Origin of the sequence: Janthinobacterium saanense (genome assembly GCF_014200675.1) — a bacterium.
Classification (GTDB): Bacteria; Pseudomonadota; Gammaproteobacteria; order Burkholderiales; family Burkholderiaceae_D; genus Janthinobacterium.
Genome location: NZ_JACHCI010000002.1, coordinates 374,512 through 390,003 on the forward strand (window position 1 = coordinate 374,512; position 15,492 = coordinate 390,003).

Sequence of the window (15,492 nt, forward strand, 5' to 3'; positions counted from 1 at the left end):
GTAATATACTCCGCATGCGTAATAATACTGATTCCCTTTCCAGTCCCGTCGACGCCTGCCCGCTGGGCGAGCGCTCGCCGCGCCTGTTCAACCTGCTGACCCTGGCACGCCAGAATCTGTTCCGTTCGGCCGATGCCGTGTTCAGCAATGAACTCGGTTATTCCGGCACGCAAATCGTCGCCCTGTTTGCCCTGAAGGGCGAGGAAGGCTGCCAGCTGAAAGACCTGGGACGGGCGCTGCAACTGAAAAACTCGGCCGTCACGGGCCTGGTGGCGCGCATGGAAGAAAACGAGCTCATCGTGCGCGGCCAGTCCCGGCACGATGCGCGCGCCGGTTCGCTGCGCTTATCAAGCAAGGGCCGCGAAGTGCTGGCCGTCGCCCTGCCGCTGCTCGACAGCTTGAATACCCAGTTGAAAGAAGGTTTTAGCGAGGAGGAACTGGCCATTGTCGCCCGTTTCCTGATCCACGCTGGGAAATTAAAGTTTGCGCAAGATCAATCCAACCCAAGTACCACGGCCGGGGTCGGACCCTGAGGGTCCGACCCCAGTATTTGCTCTTGGGGTATACACATTCATTCCATCATCGCGATGTTTTTTCACACTTGACAGGAGTAGCAATGCATTTGAAAGACATGACCGGCTTGCAATTGATGCAGGCCTTTGCCCAAGGCAAGCTGCCCGGACCAGCGATCACCACCACCATGCCGATGGATTGTGTGGAAGCCGAACACGGCCGCGTATTGTTCACAGCCACGGCCAATGAAAGCCACACCAACGCCATGGGCGGCGTACATGGCGGCTTTGCCGCCACCATCCTCGACTCAGTCACGGGTTGCGCTACGCACACGGTGCTGGGGCCCGGTGAAACCTATGCCACCACCGACCTGAGCATCAAGATGTGCCGCCCGCTGCCCTTCAACAAGGCCGTGTTTTCCGAAGGCAAAGTCATCAATGCGGGCCGCAACCTGGTCATTTCCGAGGGTTATATCCGCGACGAAGCGGGCAAGGTGTATGCGCATGCAACGGCAACTTGCATGATTATTCGCCCGGCTGCTGCTGCCTAGTTGCACTGACAGCCCTGCCCCGGCCATACCAGCCGCGCAAGGCGGCATTGGCCGGTTCCGATACGTAGCGGCTGACCAGCATGGCGGCGATGGCCGAGAGCGCAACAAACAGGCACAGCCATGGCAAGCGCATGGCGTAGCTCAGTTCCGCTTTCGTCATGAGGTTGCGCATGGCCGCCAGCACGATGATGTGGAACAGATACAGTTCATAGCTGTGGCGCCCGGCCCAGCGCAGCGGCGCAGTTAGCCAAGCTGTCGTCCAGCCAGCCGCCTTTTCGCCGTGCGAGCCGAGCAGGATGCCGGCAGCGGCCAGCGCGATCGCTGTAAAACCGAATATTTCATGGCCGCCTATACCGCGCAGATAGATAATTGGTAGTGCCATGCCCGCCAACAGGCGCAAAGCCAGCTTTGCATGAGGTGATAAAGCAAGCTTCGGCGCCAGCAAGGCCGCCAGACAGCCGATGGCAATCGCGTCGAAACAGGCGAAATAACCATACATGAAATAGATTTCATTGTCGGCGTGCAAGCTCCGATAATACGGTCCCACCACGATGGCGGCCACGCAGACAGCGGCCACCAGCCAGGTGCGGCGCAATGCCAGGCACAGCAGCGGCAAGGCCAGGTAAAACATTTCCTCGACCGATAGCGACCAGTAGACATTCAGGCAATAATTGAAATAACCGGCCGATTGCATCAGCACGTTATGCCAGAAGGTCAAAATGGAGAACACCGCGATGCCGAAATAGCTGGCCGGCAGCGGCGGCTTGGCGTCGCCGTTATTGAAAAATGGCACATTCAATACCCCCAGCACCACGATGATAGTCAGCGCGAGCAGCAGGCTGGGCAGGATGCGGGCGGCACGCATCCAGTAAAAGCTGAAAACATCAATGCCGCGCAAGCTGCCCCAGCGTGTCAAGATGCCGCTGGTAATCAGGAAACCCGAAATCACGAAAAAGATCGTCACGCCATAATTGCCGTTGAAGGCGATGGCCTTGATGGCAGCCGGCCCCAGCACATCACCCAAGGGGCTCTTCAACAGGCCAAAAGCCAGGGTGAAATGCAGGACCAGCACGCAGGCGATGGCTACCCCGCGCAAAAAATCGATGCGCGCATTGCGCAGTGTTGTAACAGTCATGGGTATAAGTGCGGTGGCGGCGCCGCATGCGACAAGGGATATGAGTATGTGACATACGTCGCACAATGTCAATCAACCCACTCTTTCACGCCGGTTTGCGCTTCGCCTTCAGCAAACTACCGGCCGCATTTTCGTCAAAGCGGCCCGCTTCCTCGATATAGCCATGGACCGTGCCATCATGGCGCCAGCCGCCCTGACGCTTGATGGCCTGGAAGTCGGCGCCGGCCCGGTGGGCGCTGGTGGCCATGCCGCGGCGCAGGCTGTGGCTCGACAGTTCCGGCACGTAATCGAGGCTGGCCAGTCTGGCGCAGCCTTCCAGTATGGTGTTGATGCTGCCCGCGTGCAGCCCTTTTGCACTGACTTGTCCCCACTGGTTCACCGTGCGCAGCAGCGGTCCGGCAGTAATTGCAGCCGCGGCCAGCCAGCTGCGCAGCGCGGTGGCCGGGCAACACACGCCTTCCCCATACGGTATCGCCTTGACGATGCCCTGCCCCAGCTGATCGGTCTTTGAGCGGGGCAAGGTGATCACCAGGCCTTGCGCTTCCCATGCCACGTCGGCCACCGTCAGGGCCACCAGTTCGCTGCGGCGAAAGCCGCCAAAAAATCCCAGTTGCAGCAAGGCGCTGTCACGTAACGCTTTCAAACTACCCAGGGCATGCAACTGCACCACGATGCTTTCCAGGTCTTCCAAAGGCAGGGCCTTGGCCTTTTTTTTCGGCTTGCCGCGCAAGCGGGCGATACCGGCCAGTGTCTTGCGCACGGTGGGCGTGGATGCCGGATCCACAAAGCCCTGCACCACATGCCATTGCGACAAAGCCGTCAGGCGCAGCGCCAGAGTGCGCACGTTCAGGCTTTCCGCATAGGCCAGCAGATAACGGATCACGGTCGACTCATCCGCAGGCAATGCGCCGCCCCATGTTTGAAAGTGGCGGATCGCCGAACGGTAGGTGCGGCGCGTGTTGTCCGAGGTGGCTGCCGCCAGAAAAGCCTGGTGGCGGGCCGCCAATTCTCCCGTGATCAGGGCGCCCTCGCCCGTAGTACGCAATGGGGCGACGACGGTGACCGTGCTGGAGCGGGCTTTTTTCAGAGGGAAGTCAGGCATGAGATGAGCAAAAACGTGGGGCAAATCGGGAAAAACGGGGTTATGTACCGTCAGATACGCAGCATACCACTGAAAACCACTTCATAACACGCGATAAACAACCTTATCGTGACTTATATTTTTGAAAATCGAATAAAATTTATATCGTAATATTATTCGATATTACGTATCATGTAATACGTTACTAAATTTCGCTCATAGGTGGTTTTATGGCTCGCGCCGGCATTTTGTACTCTGACGTTATGAAAGCAGCCCAAATCGTCGCTGCCGATGGGCGTAATCCCACGGTCGACAATGTGCGTGAGGCGCTGGGCAGCACGGGCAGCAAAAGCACCATCGCGCCCCTGCTGAAACGCTGGAAGGAAGAGTTTCAAAGTGCCGGCGCGCCAAAGACGGAATCAGGCTTGCCGGCCGAATTGATGGAGGCGATGCGCGGCGTGTATCACAAGCAGCAACGCGATGTGGCGCAGCAGCTGGAACAATCGATGCAGGAAAACCGGACCGAGCTGACTGCGGCGCTGGAGAAACTGAAGAAGACGGAAACGGAACGGCTGAAGCTGACGGAAGTGCGCACCGCCCTCACCCAGGAGTTGCGGGCCACCCAGCATGCGCTGGAACAACTGAAGGAAGAACACCATTTTCGCGCCGTGACCCTGGCCACCCTGCATAGCGATAATGCAGGCTTGAGCCAGCGGCTAAGCGACCGGGGCGAAGAAATTGCCGCCCTGAACCGCCAGCTGGCCCAAGTGCGTTCACAATTCGACCATTACCAGGAGGCAGCCGCCACCCAGCGCAGCGAAGAGCGCCAGGCGGCGCAGCAGCGTGAAAGCCGATTGGAACAGGAAAACGCCCAGTTGCAGCAACGTCTGCAGAGCCAGCAAGCGGCTCTGGTGCAGCAGGATGTGCGTTTGGCGCAATTACAGGATGAGCATGCGCGCATGGTTATCGCCGCCAACGCCGACCGTGTAGCGCTGGCGGCCTTGCGCCCCGAGCGCGACCAGTTCGAATATCAGTATCTGCAGGCGGCTGCATCGGCCGACGCCTTGCTGGCCAAGCTGGAAACGGCCATGCAAGCGCTGGGCGACGCCAAAATAGCGCTGGCCACGCAAGACCGGCAGCTCGACATGCAGGCTGAGCAGGCCAAGCTGTCGCTACAGCGCGAACAGGAACTGGCCCAGGAGCGTGACACCTTGCTGCGCGAACACGCCATGCTGCAGGCGCAAGCTGAAGTGCGGGCGGCCAGGAAGACCGACCGCTAGCCTTGGGCGACGTTATCAGATCAAGTTACCAGAATTTCCACCACGGCGATGACGGCCGCTCACCTGCATCCGCTGCGGCCGGCTTCTGTTCCAGCAGCGCAAACGGCGTCGGCCAGCGCAGATTGCTATTGGCTGCGCCAGCCAGCACGAAAGCCTCGTAGTGCTGCAGTTCGGGCGGATTCGGAAAGCCGGCCAGGTTGGCCAGCGCCGGACTGATGGCAAACTCTCCTGTTTCAAGCGCTGCGCTGCACGCCGCATCGAGGTCGTTCAGCGCCGTGCGCAATTCCTGCTGGAACTGGCCCTCTTCATCCATCGCGTCCAGTTCTTCCGTGCGCACCAGCACATGGCTGAACGATTCCTGGGCGATACGCGCCATCCACTCCAGATACAGCGCATGGCGTTCCGGACCCAGCGGCCCCTGCAGCGCCGCCGCGCGCGCCTGCAAGCGCGCCAGGCCAGCCTGACGCTCGCATACCAGATAAGCATAGTCGCGCGCCTCCTCATCTTCCTCGTCCTGCGTGCGCGCCATGCGAATATCTTCAGCTCCAAACAGGCATAGCCAGTACAGCGGGATGCAATACGCCGCCTCATATTCCGTGCCGGAACGCTCGCCGAACACATGCCAATCACCCTCTGCCGGCGGCGTGGAGAAATCCGTGCAGCAGAGATAAACGCGGTTCGACATGATGTGGTTCCTTGAAGAGGTAGGCGTACGCCATCTTAATAAGAAATTCACCTTGCTTGCGTACGATAGAAATCGGCAAGGTGCTCATCGGGTAGCGCCTTCCAATATGAAACATCACTGGACGACACTTTCATGCACATACAAGACCTGCCCGGCTTGCACGCCGCTACACGGGAGCGGCCATGAGTTTCGCCACGCATATTACGTCGCCGACGCCAGCCCTGCTCTTGCGGCCGGACGATGGCAAGCGCCACCTGCTCAAGGCAGCCTTGGGCGCGCTCGTGTATCCGCGCCAGCGGGCCCGCTGGCAAGCTTTCCTGGACGACATGCCAGGCCTGGCGGCGCTGGCCCGCGTTCACCCCTGCCTGCGCTACAAGATATACCGTCCTTACGCTACACGCCAGCTGGGCTGTACGGCGCGGGTAGCCTTGCTGGAAGGCCATTACCGTTTCCTGTGGCAAGCTGGCGCCCGCCCGCTGGTGGAACTGGCCGCACGCCGCCCGCTGCTGCTGGCCTGTTTCGACGGCAAGGATGGCGCACTGTACCGCTTGCAGCTGAACGCCGTTCACGATAGCTACCGCGAAGGCGAACTGTGTTTGCGGCTGACGCGCAATGGCTTGCCGCTCTACCTGGCCAGCTTTCTGTTCGTGCCGCGCGCCGACGGCGTGGCCCTGCAACTGGGCGCGCTGCAAGGCTTGCGATCCGAGGCGGCGGCCGACATGGTCAGGTCTGCCACCCGCGCACTGCATGGGTGCAGGCCGAAAAACCTGATGATCACCGCCCTGCGCGATCTGGGCGATTTTTTCGGCTGCAGCAACCTCTTTTTGGTCAGCAACGACAACCGCATCGCGCTCAATGCCAGGCGGCGGCGCCATATCGCCGCCGATTACGACCTGGCCTGGCGCGAACTGCATGCCTTGCCCATGCGTGATGGCAATTATCACTTGCCCTGCGCCCCTTATCGGACGCCAGACCTGTCTGAGCTGCCATCAAAAAAACGTGCCGAAACCCGCCGCCGTGGCGAGCTGCTGCAAGCGATGGCGCTGGACATGCGCGCACAACTGGCGGCCCTGTTGCAAACGCCGCCACCAGATGCAGCGATGCTACCGTATTGACATTATCAAATCAATCATAAGGGATATCTCCATGTTATTAAAACTGCGCACCCTGCCTTTACAACTGTTGGCCCTGTCCATCGTGCCCCTCTCTGCGGCCACTGCCGCCACCGCAGCCAGCGGTCCTGCACTCGATGCCGCCGTGCGCCAGCGCGCCGAACTGCTGGTGCGCAACGGCGGCAACGCCAGCATCGTCATCGCTGTGACCGATGGCAAGAACAGTGCCGTGTATGGTTTTGGCCGGGCGCAAGCCGACAGCAACACCGTGCCCGATGCCGATACCGTCTACGAAATTGGCTCCGTCACGAAAACCATGACGGGGCTGCTGCTGGCCGACGCCGTGGTGACCGGCAAGGCCAGGCTTGATCAACCGGTGGTCGACTTGCTGCCCGGTTACACCATCCCCACCTTCGAGGGGCAACAAATTACCTTGCTGGACCTGGCGACCCATTTTTCCGGCTTGCCGCGCTTGCCCGCCAACCTGGCGCCAGCCGACATGAGCAATCCCTATGCCGAGTATGGCGACGCGCAACTGCGCACTTTCCTGGCCAGCCATGCGCTGGCACACCGGCCGGGCACGGTCTTTGAATACTCCAACCTGGGCTATGGCTTGCTAGGCACGGCCCTGGCAACCCAGGCGGGCACCAGCTATGAAAACCTGCTGCAGGAGAAAATTGCGCGTCCACTGGGTTTGCGCTCTACCTCGACCACCGCCACGCCCGCCATGCGTATCCGCCTGGCACAAGGCCATTTGAGCGATGGAAAACTAGCCCATAATTGGGATTTCCAGGCCATCGCCCCGGCCGGCGCCGTCTACTCCGATGCGCGCGACATGCTGATTTATCTGCAATCCTATATGAACAAATCCAGCGCAGCCCAGCAATTGGCCGTGCAGCCGCAAAAGTCCATTGAAAAAGGAAATGGCACGAGGATCGGCCTGGCCTGGATCATCGATCAGGCCAAAGGCCAGCCATACGCCTGGCATAACGGCCAGACCGGCGGCTACGCCAGCTTTGCCGGCTATACGCTGAACGGCAAACGGGGCGTGATCATCCTCAGCAGTACCGCCAACGACGTCGATGGACTGGGCCTGGCCAGCCTGGTGCCGGGCACCTTGCCGGCCCTGAAAAAACCGACGCCGCTGCCGAAGGAAATCGCCATCGCGCCATCCGAGCTGGCGCAATACGCAGGTGACTATACGCTGGCGCCCAACTTCATTCTGACCGTGCGCCAGGGTCCCGACGGCTTGCTGGTGGGCGCCACCGGCCAGGGCGAAGCACCGGTCTACGCCAGCGCCAAAGACCGCTTTTTCTACAAGGCCGTCGATGCGCAGCTGGAATTCAAGCGCGATGGCAAGGGAGTTATTACGGGTTTGGTACTGAAGCAGGATGGGCAGACGATGCCGGCCCAGCGCAAGCCCCAAGCTTAATTTTGTAGTAAAGCTTAGGTTTCTAACCTTATCCCGGAAGCAAGACTATTTTCCGGCAATTATCTTCTTTCTTATCGAAGATCTTATACCCTTCCACCGCCTTATCGAGCGGCAAGCGATGTGAAATAATCACTTCCGGCTTCAGCTTGCCTTGCTCGATGAACTGCAATAGTTCAGGCATGTATTTCTGCACATGCGTTTGCCCGGCTTTCACGCCGATGCCTTTCTCAAAAATATCACCAAATAAAAAGCCATGGATAAAACCGGCATACACGCCAGGTACGCTGATCATGCCGCCACGCCGGACGGCGGCGATGCACTGGCGCAGCGCCTTACCGCTGCTGCCTTCCAGCTTGAGGGCAGTCAAGGTCGTTTCCAGGCCGCTGCCTTTAGCTTCAAAACCAACCGCATCAATCACGCCGTCAACGCCTCGGAAATTGGTATTTTCGATAATATATTCAGCAGCATCTGTTTCATCAAAATTAATCGGGATCACGCCATAGGTGGCGCGTGCAAACTCCAGGCGATAAGGGTGATGATCTACCATAAAGATTTTTTCGGCGCCCAGCATGCGCGCCGAAGCAGCGGCCATTTGCCCTACCGGTCCCGCGCCGAAGATGGCAAGACTGGAGCCCGGGCCCACGCCGGCATTCAATACTGCTTGATAGCCGGTCGGCAGGATATCGCTGAGGAATAGTACTTGTTCATTATCGAGCGTATCGGGTATCTTGATCGGGCCAACATTCGCATTGGGTACGCGCACATATTCAGCCTGGCCGCCAGGAACCCCGCCATACAGATGGCTGAATCCAAACAGCGCGGCGCCTGGCCGCAGGCTTTTCTTGTTGATGATGGTGCCGCGATCGGGATTCGTTGTTTCACAGGCAGAAAACAGATCCATTTCACAGAAAAAACAACTGCCGCAAGCTATCACAAACGGCACCACCACCCGGTCGCCGAGCTTGACTTTGGTGACCGCCGGACCGGCATCGACCACCACGCCCATGAATTCATGGCCCATGATGTCGCCCTCCTTCATGCCCGGCACCTTGCCACGATACAAATGCAAGTCCGAACCGCAAATGGCGGTGGCAGTAATTTTCAGGATGATATCGTCCGGCTGCTGCAAAACAGGGTCGGGAACCGTGTCGACTTTAACTTCGTGGGCCGAGTGATAGACTAATGCGCGCATGAATGCCTCCTTGGTCAGTGAGGCTAGACCATATGATGATCATGGCAAAGTTCGTATCAGCACGCGCGCCGCAGTCTTGTAGGAACAATACCGCCACTTGTCGCTAAATATGTATGCAGGCAACTGCGCCAAGAGAAAAATTTCCGCACTTATCCCTGCGTTCGCCATGACGTAGCTGGAAATATGCTCATCGTGGCCGGCGGCTTTCATAAAAGGCCAGGAATTCGGCCGCTGGCAGTGCTTTGGCAAACAACCAGCCCTGGCCGAATTCCACCTTGCGCTCCAGCAAATAGTCCGCTTGCGCCTGGGTTTCTATGCCTTCGGCGACGACCAGCATGTTCAGGGTGCGCGCCATGTCTATGATGTGCGGCGTGACGCTGCTGGTGGCGGCGTCGGTGGCGATGGTGTCGACAAAGGACTTGTCGATTTTCAGGGCGTCCAGCGGCAGGTTTTGCAGGCTGGACAGGCTGGAATAGCCGGTGCCGAAATCGTCGATGGCCACCGCATGGCCACGCGCGCGGGCTTTTTCGATGGTGGTCCGCGCCGCTTCGACGTTGATGAAGCCCCGTTCGGTCGCTTCCAGCCAGATCTGCTGCGCCTCGATGCCGGTGCCGGCCAGAGATTGCTCCAGCACGTCGAGCACCCTGCCCGTCTCGATATCGCTGGCGCACAGGTTGATCGCGATGTGCAATGCGCGGTCGGCCACCAGCGCGGCGCGCATGTCGGCGATCACGTTGTCGATCAGCTGGTCGGTGATCGGCAGGATCAAACCATCTTCCTCGGCCACCGGGATAAACAGGTCGGGCCGTATCATGCTGCCGTCCGGACGGCGCCAGCGTATCAGCGCCTCGGCGCCCACGCACACGCCCGTGTCGAGCGCAATGATGGGTTGATAATGCACAAAGAATTCGCGCTGCTCGACGGCCAGTTTCAGTTCGCCAAGCAGGGACAGGCGCCGGCGCGATACCCACACGATACCAGCCACGATCAGCGCGGCAAATAGCAGGCCCAGCGGCAGCAAGACGATTTGCTCGTTGCGCAGCCGCGCTTCAAGCTTGCTGCGCGGTTCGGTGACGATGGCGGTCAAGCCGTCGCCGGGCACCACGGCATAGATGGTCTTTGCATCGCTGCCAGCGCCGCCCGTTTTTTCCCGCTCCATCAGGCTTTTGACCAGGGCCGGGTCGGGATCATGCAAAGTGCCCAGCACGGCGCCGCTGCTGGTGGCCATGGCCAGCTGGATTTCATCGTCGGTGATCACATCGGCAAAGCGCACAGGGTCGATCAGCACCTTGTGCGACAGATAGGCCACACCCACCATTTTCTTGCCGGCGCTGACGCTGGGGTGCAGATCGATATCCACGCCGATGCCATTGTCCAGCAGGAATTGCGGCGGACTGACCTTGACCACATCGCGCTCGATGCCGCTCGAGGTACATTTGAGCAAGCCATTTTCCACGTAGCCGATGTCATCGACGCTGCGCGTGCGTATCGTGGTGCGGCGCATGCGCTGGATATGCGCTTCGGAGCACGGCATTTCTATCAGCGGTTCAAAGCTGCGCAAGGCGGCGCTGGCGTCGCGAAAAGTGCGTTCGGAGCGCATCAGCGCGTGGCGGGCCAGCAAATGCAAACGTTGCTGTTCGGCCGCCACCGCGCGTTCCTGCGACCATTGCCATGCAACGGTGATCGGCACGGCCACGCCAGCGATTGCGGCCAGCACGCCGAGTATGATGATGCGATTCCTGCGCATGCGCGCCTCCTGCCCTTGGACTGTTTTTGTTAGATGATTGATATGTATTTCTAGGTGGAATCATATTACAGCCAAGGCTTGCGCATGTGAAACTTGTTGATTGGTTACATTTCAATGCCCGATTGAGGCACTGGCCTGGCCAGTATCAACACCAGCACCGCCACCACGGCCGCCAAGGCGCCCGCGAGATACAGCACGCTGGAAAAGCCATCAATGAACGCTTGCCGTCCGGCCGCTTGCGCCACGACCTGCATGGCTGGCGGCAAGTGGCCAAACGCTTCGGCCGCATTGCCGGCCACGATGCGCCCTACCATTTCGGGTGAAGATGTCCATCCGTGCAATAAAGCCAGGCGCTCGAAAGACGATGCCGTGCGCAAGGCCAGCACGGCGCCCAGGCCACCCACGGCCAGTACGATGCCGACAAAGCGGGTAGTCGTGCTGATGCCGGAACCCATGCCCGAGCGTTCGCGGGGGATGCAGGCCAGGATGGCTTTTTGCGTGGTGCCATTCAAGAGGCCCGCGCCGGCACCCGTGATCAGCATGCCCTGCGCCACCAGCCAGTACGACACGCTGACGGCGGCCAGCGCGGTGGCCACATTGCCAACGGCCACGATCAGCAAACCGGTAACGAGGATGCCCCGGTCAGACAAACGCCGCCCGGCCAGCGGCGCCAAACGGGAAAACACCACCATCGCCACCGCGAACGGCAGCATGGCGCAGCCGGCCACCACCGCCGAATAGCCAAACGCATTTTGCAGATACAGCGGCAGAAAGGTCATCAGCACCTGCGCGGCGATGGCGTAGCCAAACATGCCCAGCACGGCGCCCACGAACAAGCGCTGGCCAAACAGCGACAAATCGACCATGGGCGCGCGCTGGCGCCGTTCAAAGACGATGAAAGCGGCCAGCAGCAGCGCGCCGCCGGCAAAGCGCAGCACGGTGATGCTGCTGGTCCAGCCCGCCACGCTCGCCTCGATCAGGCCCCAGATGATGCAGAACAGGCCAGCCGAGAATAGCGCCGCACCCAGCGGATCGAAGCTGGCGTTGCCGGCGTTCTTCGATTCATCCACATGACGGCGCACCAGCATGATCAGAATGGCTACCACCGGCAAATTCAGGTAGAAGATCCAGCGCCAGTTGATGACGCTGGTGATCAGGCCGCCCAGCAAGGGCGCCACCGTCATCGCCACGCCCATGGCCGCGCCCCAGATCGACCAGGCCCGCGTGCGTTCACGCTCGCCGTGGAAAGTATGGCCGATCACGGCCAGCGCGGACGTCAGCAGCAAGGCGGCGCCCAAGCCCTTGACGGCGCGCGCGACATTCAAGACGGTGGTAGTCCAGGCCATGCCGCACAGCAAGGAAGCCAGGGCGAACACGGCCAGGCCGAACAGCATGACTTTGCGCCGGCCCAGACGGTCGGCGATACTGCCAGCCGGCAAGAGGAAGGAGGCGAAGGCCAGCATATAGGCGCTGACCACCCATTCCACATCGACAAAGCTGGCGTTGAGGGAGCGGGCGATCGATGGCAGCGAGACGGCCACGACATTGGTGTCGAGCATGATCAGCGCGCACACCCCCGAGCAGGTATATAAGGTCCAGTTGAGATTTTTCATGCCTGTATTTTAGGCAGTAGTATGTTATTTCCTGTTATAAGACAAGCGGCTTATAATTTCCCCATGGTGAATACAGAACATACTGAAAAACAGATGGAGCTGCGGCATTTCCGCTGCGTGCTGGCGGTGGCCAACAGCCTGCATTTCGCGCGGGCCGCCACCGAACTGGGCATTTCGCCGCCCGCGCTGACCAAGCAGGTGCAGGAAGCAGAAGCCCTGCTGGGCACGCGCTTGTTTCAGCGCAGCAAACGTTCGGTAGCGCTGACGGCCGCAGGCGACCTGTTTGTGCTCGAAGCGCGGCGCGCCCTGGCGCAGCTGGAACAGGCGCAGGAGGTGGCCCGGCGCGCGGGCCGTGGCGAACTGGGGCGGCTGGAAATCGGCTACATAGCCTCGGCTGCCTATTCCGGTGTGCTGCAAACGCAGTTTTCGCGTTTCCGTGCGGCCCACCCGGGCATCCATATCAGCGCGCGCGAATATGCGATGGAATTGCTGCCCGACTTGCTGGACCAGGGACGGCTGGACCTGGCCTTCGTGCGCCCGCCCCTGCACTTGCCGGAAGGACTCGATAGCGTGGTGCTGCTGCGCGACCGCTTCGTGCTGGCCGTGCATGCCGACAGCGTGCTGGCGCAATTGCCAGGCGCCAGCATCGCACCGACCGTGCTGGCGCAATCGGCCTTTATCGTGCCGGAACAGGAATGGGGAACCGTGGAAGTGAGCCGGCGCGGCGGCTTTACCGCGCAGGTAGTGTCGCGGCCGGGCAGCCTGGTGGCGGTATTGACGGAAGTGTCGCTGGGCGCCGGCTGCGCCATCGTGCCCCACTCCCTGATGGCCACCGTCAATATGCCGGGCGTGACTTACCGCGAACTGGCCGGCCCCTTGATCAGCTCGGAAATCGCGGCGGCCTTCCGCCGCCACGAACAGGCGCCCGCCGCGCGGCTTTTTATTACGCAATTGCGCGCGGCGGGCTTACCGTAACCGAAGACAGCGTTCGCCTGCGCGCGCCCTTCCAACAGCCTTCTGGCGACCCGAGCGCCAGACAGATGCGCTCGATCACCTGGGCCATCCGGTGCACATCAAACCTTCCAAGGTGTCAACGAGATCGCGTTGACATGTCATTACCATCTCGTTGACAGCCTCTTTGACACGCCAAGCCGCATTTTTCGGTGCTCAACAGCTGGCATGAAATTTGATTACTCCAGCTTACTAACTTCATCAATGGGAAACTGCATGAGCCTCAATAGTAAGCTTGATTTCAAATGGAACACCCAGCCTGTGGTGCTTAAACAGACGCAAGCCAGCTTGCAACAGTTACGACTGCAAGTGAGCTTAAATGAAGAGCACGTTTATCTGAATATAAGCCTTAGTGGAGAGCAAGAGCTTGATCTGGGTGAACGTAGCCATCACTATTGCCTGCTGACACTAGCCCGCCAACGGCTCAGCGATGCCCGGCGCGGCATCGATGTCAGCGGCCAGGGCTGGTTGAACCGCAAGGAACTGGCGCACATGCTCGGACTCGATCCCAGCCACCTGAATATCCAGATCCACCGCCTGCGCCAGCAAATCGCCGAGGCCTTACCGTCCGGCATGCAACTCGACGAAGTGGTTGAACGACGTCGTGGCGAGCTGCGCTTCGGCGCGCTGCCGTTTTGCATCGTACGCGGCTCCAGTATCGAAGGGGAATATCTCTTGCCGTGCAATCCGGTGTAATCAACGGTAAGCACCCGTAATCGCGGGCCTTGCCTGACTACCTTAAGATTAACTCATCGGCACTGCAGTACACGGCGCCCCACCGAAACGGAAGCAATATGGACATCCAGCTCAACTTCATCAATCGCTCGTACGACCAGAATAACAGCTCGGTATTTCTGTTTCAGAAAAACGCCGCGAGCCGGCACGATGAGCTGGCCACCGCCTGGAAGGTCATCCGCAACTGCGGCCAGAACAGCCACCATCCACTGGTGTATTCGACCGACCTGCAAGCATGCATCAGTGATGAATATGGCAACTACTCGCCGCGCAAGGCTGTGCGGGCGGGCGAGCTGCTCACCGTCTCGGCGCTGCCATCTGGCCGCCGCTTTGCGTATGCCGGCGCCAATAGCAATTCGCTGGATACTGTTGTGCGCAACGATTTGCTGCGGGGCGCCATCAATGTCTGCGTGTATAGCCAGGACCGGCTGCTGGCGACCAAGACCAATGTGGCGCCGGGACAAAAAGCCATATTCCAGTTCCAGCCTACCTTATGGATAGGCGCGGCGGCGCAGGTCGTCGAAGGGCGAGCGCTGAGTTCGGCAATTCTCAACGACGTCAATACCGAATTTTCGCTGCAGGGTATCGCCAGCGCCGACATTGTGATGTCAGGCGGAGGGCCGGGCCGGAACGCCCTGCCGCTGCAGTTCACGCTAGAAAATATTGCCATGGCTTAGGGAGCATGCTGGGCCTGCAACGTCCGCCGGTCAGCACACCGGTTTGTTTTACCACCACTACAGGAAATTCTTGTCATGTCTATTCAGCTTAACTTCATCAACCGCTCCAACGATTCCAACAATTCGCAGATCGTTATCTTCCAGAAAAACATAGCGACCGACTTCGACGAACTGGCCGTCGCCTGGCGCGTGATCCAGAATTGCGGCGTGTCGGACAACCATCCGTTCACCTTCCCGATGTCGATGGCGGTCGGCGCCAGCGATAGCTGGGGTAACTTCACGCCGCAAATTCCTGCGGAAAACGGCGACATGTACCACGTCGAGCTGACCGGCTCCGGCGATACCCTGTCCCATTGCGGCCCGGCCACCAGCAGCAGCGAAGTGCAGCTGCGTAACGACCTGGCCAAGGGCGCCATCAACGCCGGCATCTACAAGGATGGCCGCCTGCTGGCCCAGAAGACCAATGTCGCGCCGGGCCAGAAGGCAGTGTTCCAGTTCAAGCCGACCATCTGGATCGGTGTGGTGTCGCAGGTCACGCAAGGCACTGTCATGAACTCGGCCATCATCTCCGACGTTAATACCGAACTATCGCTGCTGGGCATCATCAGCGCCGACATCGTCCTGACCGGCGGCGGCCCCGGCAAGAACTCAACGCCGTTCTCGTTCAAGCTGGAAAACATCCAGAGGGCCTGATTGGCCTGAGCAGCATTTCAGCGCGCCGCCGTTGGC

At 60.1% G+C, this 15,492-nt stretch carries 15 protein-coding genes; 9 read left to right on the plus strand and 6 right to left on the minus strand.

Features of this window, described 5'->3' with window-relative positions:
* Positions 1-14: 14 nt before the first annotated feature.
* A complete protein-coding gene (locus HDE72_RS04565; protein ID WP_183737531.1) occupies positions 15-533 on the plus strand; it encodes a MarR family winged helix-turn-helix transcriptional regulator in 519 nt (172 codons plus the stop codon).
* Between the two features lie 83 nt (positions 534-616).
* Positions 617-1,063 carry a PaaI family thioesterase gene (locus HDE72_RS04570; protein WP_183737532.1) on the plus strand — a complete coding sequence of 149 codons (447 nt, stop codon included), beginning with the start codon at positions 617-619 and terminating at the stop codon, positions 1,061-1,063.
* On the opposite strand, the gene HDE72_RS04575 is transcribed toward HDE72_RS04570, so the two are convergent.
* Complete coding sequence (locus tag HDE72_RS04575; protein ID WP_260176489.1) at positions 1,038-2,198, minus strand: acyltransferase family protein; 1,161 nt, start codon at positions 2,196-2,198, stop codon at positions 1,038-1,040. The genes HDE72_RS04570 and HDE72_RS04575 overlap by 26 nt on opposite strands.
* Before the next feature lie 85 nt (positions 2,199-2,283).
* Positions 2,284-3,300 carry a site-specific integrase gene (locus HDE72_RS04580; protein WP_183737533.1) on the minus strand — a complete coding sequence of 339 codons (1,017 nt, stop codon included), beginning with the start codon at positions 3,298-3,300 and terminating at the stop codon, positions 2,284-2,286.
* Positions 3,301-3,542: 242 nt separating this feature from the next.
* Here HDE72_RS04580 and HDE72_RS04585 point away from each other — a divergent pair, with 242 nt between their 5' ends.
* The gene (locus HDE72_RS04585) at positions 3,543-4,559 is read left to right on the plus strand and encodes a DNA-binding protein (protein ID WP_260176490.1); all 1,017 of its coding nucleotides are present in this window, start codon (positions 3,543-3,545) and stop codon (positions 4,557-4,559) included.
* 25 nt (positions 4,560-4,584) lie between these two features.
* Here the strand turns inward: HDE72_RS04585 and HDE72_RS04590 are convergent, their stop codons facing one another.
* The gene (locus HDE72_RS04590) at positions 4,585-5,244 is read right to left on the minus strand and encodes a hypothetical protein (RefSeq protein WP_183737535.1); all 660 of its coding nucleotides are present in this window, start codon (positions 5,242-5,244) and stop codon (positions 4,585-4,587) included.
* Positions 5,245-5,426: 182 nt separating this feature from the next.
* Here HDE72_RS04590 and HDE72_RS04595 point away from each other — a divergent pair, with 182 nt between their 5' ends.
* A complete protein-coding gene (locus tag HDE72_RS04595) occupies positions 5,427-6,359 on the plus strand; it encodes a VirK/YbjX family protein (RefSeq protein ID WP_183737536.1) in 933 nt (310 codons plus the stop codon).
* A gap of 31 nt (positions 6,360-6,390) precedes the next feature.
* Positions 6,391-7,788, plus strand: a complete 1,398-nt coding sequence (locus HDE72_RS04600; RefSeq protein ID WP_183737537.1) for a serine hydrolase — start codon at positions 6,391-6,393, stop codon at positions 7,786-7,788.
* Between the two features lie 28 nt (positions 7,789-7,816).
* Here HDE72_RS04600 and HDE72_RS04605 read toward each other — a convergent pair whose 3' ends face one another.
* The 3 genes from HDE72_RS04605 to HDE72_RS04615 all read right to left on the minus strand — a co-directional run bounded on the left by HDE72_RS04605 (position 7,817) and on the right by HDE72_RS04615 (position 12,340).
* Positions 7,817-8,980, minus strand: a complete 1,164-nt coding sequence (locus HDE72_RS04605; protein ID WP_183737538.1) for a zinc-dependent alcohol dehydrogenase — start codon at positions 8,978-8,980, stop codon at positions 7,817-7,819.
* Positions 8,981-9,167: 187 nt separating this feature from the next.
* Complete coding sequence (locus HDE72_RS04610) at positions 9,168-10,727, minus strand: EAL domain-containing protein (RefSeq protein ID WP_183737539.1); 1,560 nt, start codon at positions 10,725-10,727, stop codon at positions 9,168-9,170.
* A 104-nt stretch (positions 10,728-10,831) separates the two neighbouring features.
* Positions 10,832-12,340 carry an MFS transporter gene (locus HDE72_RS04615; protein WP_183737540.1) on the minus strand — a complete coding sequence of 503 codons (1,509 nt, stop codon included), beginning with the start codon at positions 12,338-12,340 and terminating at the stop codon, positions 10,832-10,834.
* 63 nt (positions 12,341-12,403) lie between these two features.
* Between HDE72_RS04615 and HDE72_RS04620 the strand changes: the two genes are divergently transcribed.
* The 4 genes from HDE72_RS04620 to HDE72_RS04635 all read left to right on the plus strand — a co-directional run bounded on the left by HDE72_RS04620 (position 12,404) and on the right by HDE72_RS04635 (position 15,456).
* Positions 12,404-13,315 carry a LysR family transcriptional regulator gene (locus HDE72_RS04620; protein ID WP_260176491.1) on the plus strand — a complete coding sequence of 304 codons (912 nt, stop codon included), beginning with the start codon at positions 12,404-12,406 and terminating at the stop codon, positions 13,313-13,315.
* 252 nt (positions 13,316-13,567) lie between these two features.
* Positions 13,568-14,047, plus strand: a complete 480-nt coding sequence (locus HDE72_RS04625; RefSeq protein ID WP_183737541.1) for a hypothetical protein — start codon at positions 13,568-13,570, stop codon at positions 14,045-14,047.
* 98 nt (positions 14,048-14,145) lie between these two features.
* Positions 14,146-14,763: a hypothetical protein gene (locus tag HDE72_RS04630; RefSeq protein WP_183737542.1), complete on the plus strand. Its 618-nt coding sequence runs from the start codon at positions 14,146-14,148 to the stop codon at positions 14,761-14,763.
* Positions 14,764-14,838: 75 nt separating this feature from the next.
* Positions 14,839-15,456 carry a hypothetical protein gene (locus HDE72_RS04635; RefSeq protein WP_183737543.1) on the plus strand — a complete coding sequence of 206 codons (618 nt, stop codon included), beginning with the start codon at positions 14,839-14,841 and terminating at the stop codon, positions 15,454-15,456.
* Positions 15,457-15,492: the final 36 nt, after the last annotated feature.